At 71.6% G+C, this 13,295-nt stretch carries 11 protein-coding genes and 1 pseudogene; 4 read left to right on the top strand and 8 right to left on the bottom strand.

All coding sequences use genetic code 11. The annotated features are described in order from the left end of the window. Positions 1 to 142 precede the first annotated feature (142 nt). The gene (locus tag ACIQ6Y_RS19500) at positions 143 to 517 is read left to right on the top strand and encodes a VOC family protein (RefSeq protein WP_404040246.1); all 375 of its coding nucleotides are present in this window, start codon (positions 143 to 145) and stop codon (positions 515 to 517) included. An 824-nt stretch (positions 518 to 1,341) separates the two neighbouring features. Here the strand turns inward: ACIQ6Y_RS19500 and ACIQ6Y_RS19495 are convergent. Further along, positions 1,342 to 1,746 (bottom strand): type II toxin-antitoxin system PemK/MazF family toxin, encoded by a 405-nt coding sequence (locus tag ACIQ6Y_RS19495; RefSeq protein ID WP_404041517.1) that lies wholly within the window; start codon positions 1,744 to 1,746, stop codon positions 1,342 to 1,344. Between the two features lie 166 nt (positions 1,747 to 1,912). Between ACIQ6Y_RS19495 and ACIQ6Y_RS19490 the strand changes: the two are divergent. Then, a pseudogene (locus tag ACIQ6Y_RS19490) lies at positions 1,913 to 2,668 on the top strand (IS701 family transposase); the annotation flags it as partial. 2 nt (positions 2,669 to 2,670) lie between these two features. Here the strand turns inward: ACIQ6Y_RS19490 and ACIQ6Y_RS19485 are convergent. After that, on the bottom strand, positions 2,671 to 3,003 hold the full coding sequence (locus ACIQ6Y_RS19485) for a hypothetical protein (protein WP_404040243.1): 333 nt from the start codon (positions 3,001 to 3,003) through the stop codon (positions 2,671 to 2,673). Positions 3,004 to 3,570: 567 nt separating this feature from the next. Between ACIQ6Y_RS19485 and ACIQ6Y_RS19480 the strand changes: the two genes are divergently transcribed. Continuing rightward, positions 3,571 to 4,401 carry a glycoside hydrolase domain-containing protein gene (locus tag ACIQ6Y_RS19480; protein WP_404040240.1) on the top strand — a complete coding sequence of 277 codons (831 nt, stop codon included), beginning with the start codon at positions 3,571 to 3,573 and terminating at the stop codon, positions 4,399 to 4,401. Positions 4,402 to 4,563: 162 nt separating this feature from the next. Here the strand turns inward: ACIQ6Y_RS19480 and ACIQ6Y_RS19475 are convergent, their stop codons facing one another. The 4 genes from ACIQ6Y_RS19475 to ACIQ6Y_RS19460 form a co-directional block, all read right to left on the bottom strand. Next, a complete protein-coding gene (locus ACIQ6Y_RS19475) occupies positions 4,564 to 4,824 on the bottom strand; it encodes a hypothetical protein (RefSeq protein WP_404040237.1) in 261 nt (86 codons plus the stop codon). A 1,429-nt stretch (positions 4,825 to 6,253) separates the two neighbouring features. Further along, positions 6,254 to 6,832, bottom strand: a complete 579-nt coding sequence (locus ACIQ6Y_RS19470; RefSeq protein ID WP_404040234.1) for a hypothetical protein — start codon at positions 6,830 to 6,832, stop codon at positions 6,254 to 6,256. Positions 6,833 to 7,104: 272 nt separating this feature from the next. After that, entirely contained in the window at positions 7,105 to 7,551 is a 447-nt protein-coding gene (locus ACIQ6Y_RS19465) for a hypothetical protein (RefSeq protein ID WP_404040231.1), read from the bottom strand. 309 nt (positions 7,552 to 7,860) lie between these two features. Continuing rightward, entirely contained in the window at positions 7,861 to 9,798 is a 1,938-nt protein-coding gene (locus tag ACIQ6Y_RS19460; RefSeq protein ID WP_404040228.1) for a BTAD domain-containing putative transcriptional regulator, read from the bottom strand. Positions 9,799 to 9,935: 137 nt separating this feature from the next. On the opposite strand from ACIQ6Y_RS19460, the gene ACIQ6Y_RS19455 reads away from it, so the two are divergent. Beyond that, on the top strand, positions 9,936 to 10,814 hold the full coding sequence (locus ACIQ6Y_RS19455) for an alpha/beta fold hydrolase (protein WP_404040225.1): 879 nt from the start codon (positions 9,936 to 9,938) through the stop codon (positions 10,812 to 10,814). 308 nt (positions 10,815 to 11,122) lie between these two features. Here ACIQ6Y_RS19455 and ACIQ6Y_RS19450 read toward each other — a convergent pair whose 3' ends face one another. Further along, the gene (locus ACIQ6Y_RS19450; protein WP_404040222.1) at positions 11,123 to 11,944 is read right to left on the bottom strand and encodes a DUF1963 domain-containing protein; all 822 of its coding nucleotides are present in this window, start codon (positions 11,942 to 11,944) and stop codon (positions 11,123 to 11,125) included. A 295-nt stretch (positions 11,945 to 12,239) separates the two neighbouring features. After that, a complete protein-coding gene (locus tag ACIQ6Y_RS19445; RefSeq protein ID WP_404040220.1) occupies positions 12,240 to 13,283 on the bottom strand; it encodes an alpha/beta fold hydrolase in 1,044 nt (347 codons plus the stop codon). Between the last annotated feature and the right edge of the window lie 12 nt (positions 13,284 to 13,295).

The following is a 13,295-nucleotide window of genomic DNA, read 5'->3' as shown; positions in this document are numbered from 1 at the left end:
CGCTGTTGGACGCGATCCGGTACCTCGTGGCAACGGCGTCAAGTGGCCTGCAATGCCGGCCATCTTCCCGTCGAGGGACCGGCGATGCACACGCACCGGCGTGCGGATGAATGAGATCGGGCCTCGGGGGGACAGCGGGGGTATGACGACAACACTCGGTGCCTTCGTGCTCGGCACTCCCGATCCTCCCGCCCTGGCCGACTTCTATCGGGCCCTGCTGGGCTGGCAGGAAGTCGACCGCGAACCGCACTGGGTCCGCCTGAGGGATCCGGAGAGAGAACGCCCCGGCCTCAGCTTCCAGCTGGAGGCGGACCACACTCCGCCGGTGTGGCCGCAGAGCCCGGGAACCCAGCAGATGCAGGCGCACCTGGACCTGCAGGTCGACGACCTGGAGGCGGAGACCGCACGGGCCTGCGCCCTGGGCGCGACGCTGGAGGACCACCAGCCCCAGAAGGACGTGAGAGTCCTCCGCGATCCTCACGGTCACCTTTTCTGCCTGTTCCTTCCAGGCGCCTGAACGGTGCCGACGGGGAAAGCCTGTGGCGGGTCGTACCCGCGGAGCAGGCGCCCTCCGGATGCCTGCGCCGGGTGCGAGCAGGCAAGCAGACCCGGCGCGCGGCGGCCGGTTGGGCGCCGGCGAACCAATCTGCACCGGGGGCGGACCGGCGTTGCGGCGTGATCTGCGCGAACGGTTCGGCCTGTGGCCTGTGGCCCGTGGAAGGCGGTTCCATGCGGCGCCGGCTGTGGTCAGCCGACAGAACCTGGGAACGCCTGCTTCAGCAGGTCCAGGCCGAGGCCGACGCGGCTGGGGAGATCGACCGGGACATCTCGATCGACTCCCTCATCGTGCGTGCGCATCAACATGCGACCGGAGCCCTCACCGGCCCGCCGCCGGTGACCGCCTCAAAAGGAGGTCCGAACTGCCAGAACACCAGGGCGAGACGCCGTAGCAAAGTCTCGTCGCCCGCCTGGTGGAGGTGGTGCATGAGGTGAAGGCCTAGGGCCTGTCTTCCGGATCATGCCGGCGTCGCGGGGGCTGGCACGCGCATCTGCGGCGTTGTCGTCGGTTGCCGACTCCCCCACTCTCGGCTTCGCTCGAGCGGGGGGACCCCCATCGCGTCGACGCCCTCCTCCGCCTTGCAGCTGCACGCACCAGCCCCCGCTCGACCCGGCCAGGAGGCGGAAGCGCCTCGCAGCCGGCCTGATCCGGAAGACAGGCCCTAGTACTCCAGCCGTAGATCGTGATCTCGATGGTGGGGGGCGTCGAGGCGGCAGGTGTCCAGCGTGGATCATCTCGCCCGAGATCGCCCATGCCGTCGCGGGCGTCGGCTCCTTCTGCGTCTACCCGAGTTCATCCCGACGGAGGGCGTCCCTTATCTCGCTGAGCTTCGCGGTCGTTGCCGGGGTCCGCTCCTGTGCTTGTTCAGCGAGTCGGAGAGCATCGTCGATCTCGCTGAGCTTCCTGGAGGACAGGACGGCCGCCCGCTCTATCAGGTCGTCCCGGGACACGATGGTCAGCCACGTGCAGGGGGTGAAGCCTGGGCGCGGGAACGCGAGCCGCAGCACGCCTTCGAGCGGCAGCCCTTCACCGGCGCCGACCGTCACTTCGATGCCCAGACCGCTGATGTCGAGGCCCGCCGGAGCGACAACCTGCATCACCTGGAACCCGGACGCCTCGTCTCCTGACAGCAGTACGACCAACCTCCGCTCGTCGAACTGGACCCACCAGACTTCGCCACGTTGCACAAGCCCTCCGATACACAGGACGGCAGGCAGACGCTGCGCGACCTGACGCGGTGTGGAGACGGGTGCGGCCACCGTTGATCATCGGTGTGTGAAGACAAACGATCATGCGGTGGCCGCAGCTCCCAGCGTAGACCCTGCCTGCCGGCAGGAGGCGTTCGAGGGCCTGATGAGCCGGATAGCGGGACGCTTCACACGGGTCGAATCCCGACGCCGGGCCCGGAAGTTGGTACTCGGCCCGTTGTCGGACCTGCCGCGCAAGAACTGCTGGACCATCGCCGAGTGGGCCGGGGACAGGACCCCGGATGGAACTCTCTGTTCCGCGTTCCTGGACCTCCGATCCCGACCGCTGCCGGGCCGCCGGCCTCGGTGACAATACGGAGTTCGCGACCAGGCCGGAGACGGCCGCTCGCATGGTCACCCGATTCCTCGACGCCGGCCATCGGGCCGCCTGGGTCGCGGGAGACGAGGTCTACGGCGGCAACCCGAGGCTGCGCACCGCGCTGAAGGAACGTGGCGCCGGCTACGTCCTCGCGGTGGCCTGCTCGCACGAAGTCACCACAGGTGCCGGGAGGTTTTGCGCCGACATGTTGGCCAGGAAGGTACCCAAGAGGGCCTGGCAGAAGCTGTCCGCAGGGGCCGGAGCCAAGGGCCACCGCTTCTACGACTGGGCCGTCATCGACCTCACCGAGCCCCGGCCCGGGAGCCGGCAGCTGCTGATCCGCCGGAACCGCAGCACCGGCGAACGTGCCTACTACCGCTGCTACTCGCCTGCCGCGGTGCCGCTGCCCACCCTGGTGCGCGTCGCTGGATCAAGGTGGCGGGTCGAGGAGCTCTTTTCCAGTCCGGCAAGGGCCTGGCAGCCCTGGACGAGCACCAGGTCCGCCGCTACCCGTCCTGGTCCCGCTGGGTCACCCTGGCAATGCCTCACTTGTGACGAGATCCAACGACTTGTTCATCGCCGATTGTCGACGTGCTGCCGATCAGCGCCGGACGGCGTCCGTCGAGGCTGCCGAGCGCGGACTGGGCCTGCCAGGCGCCCTTCCCGAGCTTCCCGGACGCCTTGTCCTCGGGCGCGACTGCCAGCCGCAGCCATGCGGCCGCACCGGCGGTGGTGGGGGCCGGGGTGCTCCGTGTGTGCCCGGCCCATCCCCAGAACTCGTCCCCCGGTTCGACCGTCGCGGCCAGGGCCTTGGCCGCACGCAGGTGGTGGGCGCGCATGCGCTGCTCGGTGGCCGGGTCATGTGGGGGTGCGTACACCAGTGATCTCCCGGAGTCGGGCGATGTCCAAAGGGGGCTCGGCCGCACTGGAGGCGGAGACGAGGACGTCTGTCACCCATGGGCATGATGCCGTTGCCAGCAGGCAAGCTTGCGCAGGGGCCCGGGCGGATGAGGTCGGCCAGTTCCTTGCCGACCGTCTCCACCAGCTCCCCGCCGTGCAGCTGAGCTGACGCCATCACCCGAAGCCCTGCACCGGCGGCGGCCCGCAGCGGCCCGCGCCCGTCCAGGGGCAAAGCTCGATCGGTGCCATGCCCACCAGGCTGACCGGCAGCTGGATCACGGTCAGGTGGTACTCAGGGCCACCGGCCGCCTCGCGGGCCAGGTCCGCCAGTCACGCCGGACCGAGACCGCCCGGACCACCCCGACCCGGCCGGGCTCGAGCCGTGCTCCACCGCCGGGCCCGTGTTCCTGTCGCGTGGTCGCGACAGCACCGGACGCCGGCCGAGGGAACGACCGCTGCTGCGACCTGCGAGACTGGGCCGGAAGTGATCGCGGTCCGGCTCCGGCGTACCGGAGCCCGTCTTGACATGTCGCATGGGGTGGGGAATGCCGAAGCACAGGTTGTCCAGGAGAAGCCGCTACGTCGCCTTGGCGGCGACGGGTGCCGTCGTCGTGGCCGGTGCCGGGATCGCGGCGCAGACCTCGATGGCCGCCCCGGCGTGGCCGGCGCAGAAGACGTACACGGGCCGGGCGTTCGACGCCTGCACGGCGCCTTCGCTCACCGCGATGAAGGCATGGAAGAGGGACGCCTACTACGGCGGCGTCGCGGTCTACGTCGGTGGCAAGAACCGCGGTTGCGCCCAGCCCAATCTGACCAGGTCCTGGGTGAAGTCCGTGGACACGCTCGGCTGGCGGGTCATCCCCCTGTACGTCGGCGCCCAGCCACCCTGCCAGAGGAGCGGGAACAAAGAGAGGTTCACCGCGGCCACCGCGGCCTCGGTCGGGGTGAGCAACGCCAACGACGCGATCGCCAAGGCCGCGGCCCTCGGCATGAAGGCCGGCAGCCCCATCTACCTCAACATGGAGTCCTACAACATCGCCGACAAGGCGTGCAACGAGGCCACCCTCACCTACGTCCGGTCCTTCTCGAAGACCCTGCGCGCCAAGACCTACCGCGCCGGACTCTACGGCTTCAGCAGCTCCAGCGCCGCGGCGATCGCCACCGCCAAGGACCGCACGAACCTGCCGGGCAACCTCTGGTACGCCCAGTGGAACGGTCAGGAGACCACCACCCGGGACTGGCCCTGGGACCCGAAGCTGTACACCGACCACAGCCGCGGCCACCAGTACAAGGCCAACAGCAAGGAGACCCGGGGCGGTCACACCATCACCGTCGACCGCAACGCCTGGGACGCCCCGGTCGCCATCATCGGCTGACCGCTCGGCACGACGGTCCGACCCGCGGCTTCCGGTGGCGGCGACCGAGGGTCAGGCGGCCGGCCGGCGGTGTGCTGCTCTCGGGCAGGCGCCTGGGGGAAACGTCAGGTGAGTGAACGGTCGGCGATGTGCTGGAGCTGCTCCTGGAGCGGTTTCCTTGCATCAGGGGTGAGCGATGCCAGCGCGATCAGGGATGTGATGGTGACGTCGCAGAGCTCCCTTTTGTGGACGTCGTCCCAGGTGTGGCTTGCCCCCTTGCGCGGGTTCGCGCCCAACGCTTCCGTGCGGTGCCTCGGCGACCTCGCCGAACTCCTCGCCGATCTTGAGCACGCGCATGGCCTTGGCGGTGTCGCCCGTGACGGGGCTCTCGGCGTCCAGCCAGTCGCGAAGCGCCTCGATGAGCTCCGAGGTGTGTTTGTCCATCAGGTTCTCCAAGAAGGGGGTGTCGTACGGGGGCGGGGGTCACAAGAGGGCTCCGGCCGTGGCCGGGGTGGTGGAATCGGATACCGGAGGCTGCGTCGTGGGGGTCACGTCGAGCTGTAGGGCCAGGGCCGAGTGATCGGTGTTGGGCGTCGGCCTTTGCGCCGTGGGCGCGCTCAGTGGTGGCCGCCATCCAGCCCGAGGCCAAGGACGGATTCCTGCTCGACGAGGTTTCCTGGGAGCACTTCCCGAAGGGGGATCGTGTCAGGGAGGCCGTCCGCCTGCTGCATACCTCCGCGCCCGTTCGCGTCGGGACGGGCGTTGTGGTCGGCACGTGCGCCAACGACAATGAAGGCCGCCGCCGCGCTCGCCGTGCCGTTCCTGGCGCGCATCGCTGCCGACACCCGCCACCCCCACTGGGTCGACGCGCTCGCCGGGCTCTCCTCCCCGGCCCGCGCACGGCATTTCGGCGTCGCCTCCCGCGATGAACTGCTGCTCCACCGCTCTGACGCCAGCAGGGACCTCTATGACGACTACGGTGTCGAGGCTGACCGGCTACCCGGCGGGTTGGTCGGTCGCTGCCGCCCGCTACGCGATCACCGCCGACACGGCCCTCCTGCAACCCCTTCTCGACGACTCCGGCCCGACCAGGGCCCCGCGTCCACGCCGCCTACGCACTGGCTACCGCCGCCGACTCCCATAGGATCGTCCGCTCAGCTCTTCGTGCCCAGTTCGCCGTCGAGCAGGACCCGATCGTCCGCGCCGCCTTGGTCCTCGCCTTCGCCGAGGCCAACCGTGCCTGACCCCACGCGCGGACCGCCGCGCGGATGCGCGGTCGGTTACGGGACCGGACACAGGCACCTGAGGTCGGATGGCCGCCGCGATCGGATGGCTCTGCCTCACCGACGAACCCGCTCCTGTGGACTTGCGGGTCACTGTCGACGACCTCGCCACCGATGAGCGCGCCCACGCCATGGAAGCCCTGCCCTTGATGGCCGCCGCTGGCGGATCCGGCGAGACGGGGCTGCTGCGCTGTGTCCGGCGGACCGCTGCCGCCCGCTGTCCCTGATCGTCACGCCGGGACAAGCAGGCTGACTGCACCCGGTTCAAGCCCGTGCTGGAGAAGATCCCCAGAGGCGGGACGGGCAGGCCTCGCAAGAAGCCTGACAGCCTCGCGGCGGACAAGGCCTACAGCAATGGGCCCGTCCGCAACTACCTGCCGCGCCGAGCATCCGGCACAGGGTGGGGAGCTCGGGGCCGGAGCGGGGGCCCTCGTCGGTCAGGTGCGCGCAGCGCTGCCGCTGGGTTCCCGGGAGCGACTCGACGCGGCGGTGTTCTGGTAGTACACGGCTTCGGGCGCGTGGCGGACACGGCCCCCGGCTCGGACCCGTGTACGGCCTCTTCGGCCGGTCGGCCGCCGCTGTGGCGTGGCTCAGGAGTAGGTCATCGGGCAGCCGTACCGCAGGGAGTACTGTGCGGCGCGCAGGTAGAGCGCCACGTAGAAGGCTGCGTCACGGTCCTCGGCCCACGGTCCCGGCCGCACCTGGGCGGTCCGCTCCGCCCCGCCCTCCAGGAACCACAGGCTCAGTGCGAGATTCTCGCCCGCCGGTATCGCGTCCACGGGCAGTCCGATGGCACCGGCCAGCCGCTCGGCCAGGGCGAGCACCTGCGGGGCCCCGGCGACCGCTGTCTCCTCGCCGGAGTACGCGGTGCCGACGGGGAGCACGATCTCCTCCTCCAGCGCGAACGGCACCAGCACGCTCCAGTCGAGGAGGGCCGACAGCTCCGCGCCGGTCAACCGCCTCCTGCACAGCGCCACGAAACCGTCCATGGACGGGCTGACCTTCTCCTCGAACCAGCCCGGCGCCTCCCGTGCAGCCTGCCGCAGCTCGTAAGGGGGCAGCCCGCGCCGTTCCAGCTCGGTGTTCAGCGCGGCGGCGACGTCCCCGTACCCGTCCTCGCCCGGCCGTGACCAGTCCTGCGCGGCGACACTCACCAGATAGACACCCATGATTGCAACGTACCGGCCGCCACCGACAACGTCCCGGCTCCATGTGACGAACCCCGAACCGACGGCTTGCCCTGGAGAAGGTGAACGCCCGGATCTCCAACTGGTGGGCAAGGCGGCTTGGTCACGAGTTCGAACTCACTGACCAAACGCTGCCCCCGCGAGGTGAACGGGGCCGACGCAGTACCTCACGGTCTGGGCGCGTTCACTCGTACATGGCTGAGTGCCGTTGCGGTCATGTGCACGCCGACGGCCTTCGCACTTGCGCTGTACCGTCACTCGGCCTTGCTGAGGTAGTCGGAGAGTCCCACGTTGTCGATCCGCTCCAGGACGAGAGGCATCGCCGAGGCCGTGAGGGCACCACCGAGGGCACCCAGAACGGCCATCGTCCTCGGGTCCGCATCCAGGTTGTCAAGCATCGAGGCGTATGCGCCGAGTACGGCCCCGAGCATCACGTGGCCCAGCGGCGTCCGGCCGTCGGCCTGCTGAACGATGCTCGCGATCGCGACCGCGACGACGCCGGCACCGTCGCGGCCCCGGATCCTGTCGCACTGCGCGCCGACGTCGGCGCCCTCAAAAGCCAGCCGGCCGAGCTCACGAAGCTCCGCTACGTCCTCCCCGCCGAGGCCGACGGTGGTCAGCCGGAGGAGGTGGTAGTGCAGCCTACTCAGCTGCATGTCCTCGAAGACGATCTGCTGATCGAACCTGAACGCGTCACCCACGCGACGCGGAATGTCCTCGGTACTGCTCGCAGACATGTAACCGCCCTCCGCTCGATGCCCGGGCCGTCAGATGGTGTGCGGCCCCGGACCCCTCGCCATTGCAGCCGCCGATGGTTCGGCTGTCACGGTCGCGGCACCGACTGGGCGACGATGGCACCCGATTGGCACAAGCATCTGTAGTGCAGCGGTATCTCCGCGTGGGAGGGGGCCAGGGCGAAGGCGGCGTCGATGGCCGGGCTCATCCGGGGGCGACGTTTTCCAGTCAAGGCGGAGCGGGCAGCCGGGGAGCGGCTCCGCGGACGATGGCCGTCAGTGCGTGTCGGCGCACGCCTCCGCCTCCGCCAGGTACCGCGCCACCGGCCCCAGCGTCAGCATCCCGCTCGCCCCGCCCGCGTGTTCGGTGCGGGCGGCGTGCAGGGCCATTGCCGCGCGGGCGGCGATCCGGCGCTCGCCGAGGCCGGCGGCGGCGTGGGCGGTCAGGCACCAGAGGGCCTCCTGCATGTGATCAAGGGGCGGTTCGGGTGTCATGGTCAGGGCCGTACGGGCCTCTTCGTCCCGTTTGCGGGCCAGCAGCACCAAGGGCTGCGTCCAAGGGCGATACGGGCCCCAGTCGAGGGCGGGATCGGTGGGCGCGGGACGGTCGTGCAGGAGACGGAGGCCCAGGAGGGCGAGGGCGAACAGCCCCCGGTGCAGCCCCGGCATGGCCGCTGTCTCGGCGAGGGCGTCTTCGGCGGCGCGGTAGCGCGCGGCGGCCGTGGCGGCGGTCGGCCCGCCCGGTTCGGTACTGCGGGCGGCGGTGGCCCGGGCCCGGAACCAGCCGGTGAGGACGGGGACGAGCAGGGCCTCGGTGCTGACGGCGAGTTGCTCGGCGGCTTCGGCGTGTGCGGTAGCGGCGTCGAGGTCGCCGAGGGCGGATGCGGACTGCATGCGGATGAGTCGGCCGAGCACGGCGAAGTCCGGCAGCTTGTTCCGGGCGGCCAGGTCGAGGATCTCGGAGCCGATCGCGTCCCGGGTCGTGGCGAGCCCGGGCCGGGCGAAGGAGTGGAGGAACACGCCGTTGAGGGCGAACACCAGCAGGGCGGCATCGCCCAGCTCCCGGGCCAGCTCCTCGCCCTCGCGCGCCGCCTGCTCGGCGCGCCTTCGTTCGTCGACGGACAGATCGGCGCTGCGGCTCTCGATCGCGACGGTGGCCAGCAGGCGGGCGCGCAGTTCGGCGGGGCCGTCGGTACCGAGGGCGGTGAGGGTACGCTCGGCCGCCGCCACGACGGCGCGGGACTGAGCGGGATCGTCGGCTCGGGTCCAGAGGGCGGGCACGTCGTAGGCGCCGATGACACGGGCGGTCAGGGTGATGTCTCCGGTGCGCTCCGCCGCCTCGACGGCGGCGAGGCGGTCGCGTCGTGAGTGGATGAGGGCGTCACCACCCGCGAGCGCCAGCGTGCGGGCCAGTTCCGTGGTGGTGCGCGGTCCGAGTCGTACGCTCGCCGTCCAGACGGTACGAGGGGGATGGAGCGTCGTGGCTCCGCGGAGGATGTCCGTCTCCAGGCGTCGGAGGTCGGCACCGGGGTCGAGCCCGAGCTGGTCCGCGAGCATCGTGCGGGCGCGGCGGAGGGTGGCCAGGGCGTCCGCCTGACGGCCTGCCCGGTGCAGTGCGCGGGCCAGCAGCCCCCAGGCCGGTTCACGCCAGGGATGTTCGGTGACGTGGGCGCCCAGTTCGGCGACCAGCTCGGCTCCCGAACCGGCGTCGAGGAGGAGGCGGGCTCGCAGTTCCAGCCCTTCCAGCCTCAGCTCCTCCAGCCGGGTCCGTTCGCGCTCGGCCCACGCGGAGCCGGTCACGTCGGCATAGGCGGGGCCGCGCCAGGCTGCGAGGGCGGCGTCCAGGTCGGTCAGCGCATCGGGCGTACGCCGGGCGCGGGCCAGGGCGTCCTCGAACCGGTGGACGTCCACGCTGTCGCGCGGCAGGCGCAGCGCGTAGCCGGGGCCCTCAGTGACGAGGACGCGCGGCGGGGTGCGCGGCGTCCGGCCGGGTTCGATGGCGCGGCGCAGCGCGGCTACGAACGTACGCAACGCCCCCACGGCGCGCACCGGCGGCTCGGCCCACAGGTCGTCCACGAGGGTGTCGGTGGCGACCAACCGTCCCCCGGCGGCGACAAGCCGGGCGAGCACCTCACGGTGGCGGGGCCCGCCCAGGTCGACCGGAGTGCCGTCGTCGTCGAAGGCCCGCACGGCACCGAGTACGTCGATTCGCATGCCCTCCATCTTCCGTGCCGCGGGTCCGCGGCGTCGGAGCGTACTGATCGGCTGCTGATCGCCGTCGCCCACGCTGAACCTGTCAGTCCTCGGAGCAAGGCTTTCGCCGGTCTCCCGACCCCAGGAAGGGGCCTTTCATGACTCCCACCATCCCCGGCTTCGGCCACGTCCGTCTGCCCGGCGCCGACGGAGTGGAGCTGGCTGCCGCCGTCGGCGGCAGCGGCAGCCCGGTCGTGCTGCTGCACGGCTTCCCCCAGACCCACCTGATGTGGCGGCACGTCGCCGAGCGGCTCGCCGGCGAGCACACGGTGATCTGTCCCGACCTGCGCGGCTACGGTGCCAGCGACAAGCCGGCGGCCACCGGCCCTGAGGTGTACTCCAAGCGCACCATGGCCGCTGACGTCGTCGCCCTGGCGGCGGCCCTCGGCCATGAGCGCTTCGCCCTGGTCGGCCACGACCGAGGCGCCCTGGTCGCCTTCCGGGCCGGACTGGACCATCCCGAGACGCTGACGCACCTGGGCGTCCTCGACGTCGTACCGACCTTGGACATGTGGAACGTCCTGCACGGTGTCCCGGCGGCGGTCGGCTACCACCTGTTTCTCATGGCACAGCCGCCGGGGCTGCCCGAGACGATGATCGCCAACAGCGCCGACGCCTTCTTCGGCTCCTTCCTGGACACCTGGGCCAGGGACCCGGCCGCCATACCGGAACCGGTCCGGTCCGCGTACCTGCGGGCGAGCGCCGCAGCCGTGCCGTCGATCGTCGCGGACTACCGGGCCTCAGCGGGCATCGACATCACACATGACCAGGCGGACCAGGACGCCGGTTCCCAGCTGGCCATGCCCGTGACGGTCGTCCAGCAGGACTGGGGCGCGCGACTGGGCTACGACGCCGCCGCGGTCTGGCGCGCGTGGGCGCCGGACCTGGACCACCGGCTGACCGGCGCGGGGCACTTCATGGCCGAGGAGGCGCCCGACGAGATCACGGAGGCGATTCGCGACCTGCTGCTCCGCTGAGCCCGCTGGGGGCGAGCTTCGCGGTTCCGGCGCCGGATGGGCGTCGCGATTCCGGCGACCGTGGACCTGTCCGCCTGCCCGCCTGCCTACAGCCGCGGCCGAGGCCCAGGCCCCCCAGGGACGCGCAGCAGCGCCCGCGGGTGTACGACCGTATCCCTCGGCGCTCCACCGCCAGGATGGGCCGGAGGCTGGGGGAGACGATGGGTTCCGGGCGGACCGATCGTCACGGTGACACCAAGGACCGGGTGGGCGTGGCGGGACGGCGGTTCGGTGAGCGCCGTGGAGCCCGCCGCCCCCGCCCCGCGCGGTCACGCCATCTCGACGTAGCGGTGGACCCGGTCGAAGCGCCGGGCGGCCACGTCCTCGCGGCGGACCACCCAGTGAGCCACACCGGAGTCCAGCTCCGTGACGTCGTCGCCGCACCTCCAGGTGGCCAGGAGAACCCAGTCGTCGGCGCCCTCCGCGTGGGCCGCACCGCCCTGCTCGGAGGCGCCGGCCTCCTGGGGAGCACGGGCGTAGTGGACGGGGTCGTTCTGGGGCGAGACCGGGTGGCCGCCGATCTGCAAGGTCCAGGGAGGGCGGTAGCCGCCCCCGTGCGCCCAGGCGTCGGCGAGTTCGTCGGCGAGTTCGAACTGCTCGTCCTCGGGGAAGTCGCCCCATCTGTCGAGGGCGAAGCTCTCCGGCATCTGCGCGCTCGGCTGGTGCCAGACCGTGCGGAGCTCACGCGGCCGGTACGGCTCGCGCCGGCTGTGTGCGAGGGGGCGCGGGCTCGCGGGGGTCCCGGCGGGGACGTACAGCACCGCGTCGGACATCTGTCCTCCGATGCCGTGCACATCGGTGCCGGAGAAGAGGAGCAGATGGCCGTCGGCGGGGAGCGGGAGGCCGGTGACGCCCGGCGGGAGAGCCGCCAGGTCGACGGAGGCCACGAAGGGATCGGACGGCGTCGGCGCGCCGAGCGGCAGCACAGGATCGCCGCCGACCCGCGCCACGACGGGACCGTCACCGCCCTCCGCCAGGTACACCGCCGGACGGGCGACACGTATCCACTGCTCCACCTCCTCCGACGGCAGACCCCGGGATGCCGCCTCGGCCCGGAAACGGTGCACTCTGTCCATGCTCGCGTCGGTCACCGGGTCACCTTAACGTCGCTCGTGAGCAGGTCGTGGCAGGACGAAACCCTGCGCAACACAAGGGAATTGGCGCGAGCGGACTCGGCTGGAGACCGTCGGGCGATTCGCTGCCCGTGCCTGCCGCCCGCCCGCTGACCGCCCGCCCCCTGACCGCCCGCCTGCCGACCTCCCGTCCGCCGACCGTCCCGCCTGGTCCTGCCGCGAGCCGAACTCCCGGAGGAGGTTGAGGAGTCCATACGGTGCTCCATCTCCGACCAGCCGACCCGCGCTCCGCCCATCACAACACCAGCGCCGCTCACGCCTCGGGCACCGCGCCAGTGCGCGGACTGCTGCGCCTGGACTGCCCGGTGCCGACCTGGAGGGTGGCGAGCCAGTCGGTCAGCAGGCGGTTGACCTCGTCGGGGCGCTCCTGCTGGATCCAGTGGCCGCAGCCGTCCAGGAGGTGGCAGGCCGACAGGCCTGGGAGGGTGGTGGGGTAGGCGTCGATGGCGTCGGACATCCAGGTGGTGGAGGCGTCCAGGGCGCCGCCGACGAACAGGGACGGCTGCTTGATCGGGGCTCCGCGGTGCGGGGCGAGGTCTTCCCAGTCGCGGTCCATGTTGCGGTAGCGGTTGAGTGCGCCGGTGATCCCTGTGCGCTCGAACTCCCCGGCGTAGACGTCGAGGTCGTCCTCGCTCAGCCAGGCCGGGAGCACCCCCGTGGGGAAGCGGTCGCGCAGCCGGCCTCCGCCGCGGGAGACGAAGTGCGGGTCGGGCTCGCCATGGGCGGGCATGGTGTCGGCGGACAGGGCCGCGTAGAACCCCGCGAGCCAGCCCCGCACGTCAGGCTCGATCTCCGCCTCGGCGCGGCCGGGCTCCTGGAAGTAGGACACGTAGAACTCCTGCTCCGGGCCGCCGATCCGGCGGAAGACGTCGGTGGGGCGCGGGCCGCCGGGGGGCGCGTAGGGGACGCTCAGCAGGCCGACGGCGCGGAAGACCTCGGGGTGGAGCAGAGCGGAGGCGGCGGCGATGTTGGATCCCCAGTCGTGGCCGACGACCACCGCGCTGTCCTCGCCGAGGGCGCGTACGGCGGCGACGTTGTCCTCCACCAGGTCGAGCATCCGGTAAGCGTCGGTCGCCTCCGGCTTGGAGGAGCGCCCGTAACCACGCACGTCGATCGCGACCGCCCGGTAGCCGGCCGCGGCGAGGGCCGGGAGCTGACGGCGCCAGGAGTACCAGGACTCGGGGAAGCCGTGCACGAGCAGGACCAACGGGCCACTGCCCTGCTCGACTAGGTGCAGGCGTCCGGCCGGGGCCTCGACGGTGCGGTGGCGGAGCTCGGCGGTCGGCTCGGGCTGCATGGGCTTCTCCTC

Origin of the sequence: Streptomyces sp. NPDC096205, from assembly GCF_044763135.1 — a bacterium.
Lineage (GTDB): Bacteria > Actinomycetota > Actinomycetes > Streptomycetales > Streptomycetaceae > Streptomyces.
The sequence above is the reverse complement of the archived record's forward strand: the minus strand, read 5'-3'. Positions and strand labels throughout refer to the sequence as shown.

What these genes read in the sequence shown, in the direction of transcription:
- ACIQ6Y_RS19500 (WP_404040246.1), top strand. Translation starts at nt 143, where the DNA reads ATGACGACAACACTCGGTGCCTTCGTGCTCGGCACTCCCGATCCTCCC.
- ACIQ6Y_RS19480 (WP_404040240.1), top strand. Translation starts at nt 3,571, where the DNA reads ATGCCGAAGCACAGGTTGTCCAGGAGAAGCCGCTACGTCGCCTTGGCG.
- ACIQ6Y_RS19475 (WP_404040237.1), bottom strand. Translation starts at nt 4,824, where the DNA reads ATGGACAAACACACCTCGGAGCTCATCGAGGCGCTTCGCGACTGGCTG.
- ACIQ6Y_RS19470 (WP_404040234.1), bottom strand. Translation starts at nt 6,832, where the DNA reads ATGGGTGTCTATCTGGTGAGTGTCGCCGCGCAGGACTGGTCACGGCCG.
- ACIQ6Y_RS19460 (WP_404040228.1), bottom strand. Translation starts at nt 9,798, where the DNA reads ATGCGAATCGACGTACTCGGTGCCGTGCGGGCCTTCGACGACGACGGC.
- ACIQ6Y_RS19455 (WP_404040225.1), top strand. Translation starts at nt 9,936, where the DNA reads ATGACTCCCACCATCCCCGGCTTCGGCCACGTCCGTCTGCCCGGCGCC.
- ACIQ6Y_RS19445 (WP_404040220.1), bottom strand. Translation starts at nt 13,283, where the DNA reads ATGCAGCCCGAGCCGACCGCCGAGCTCCGCCACCGCACCGTCGAGGCC.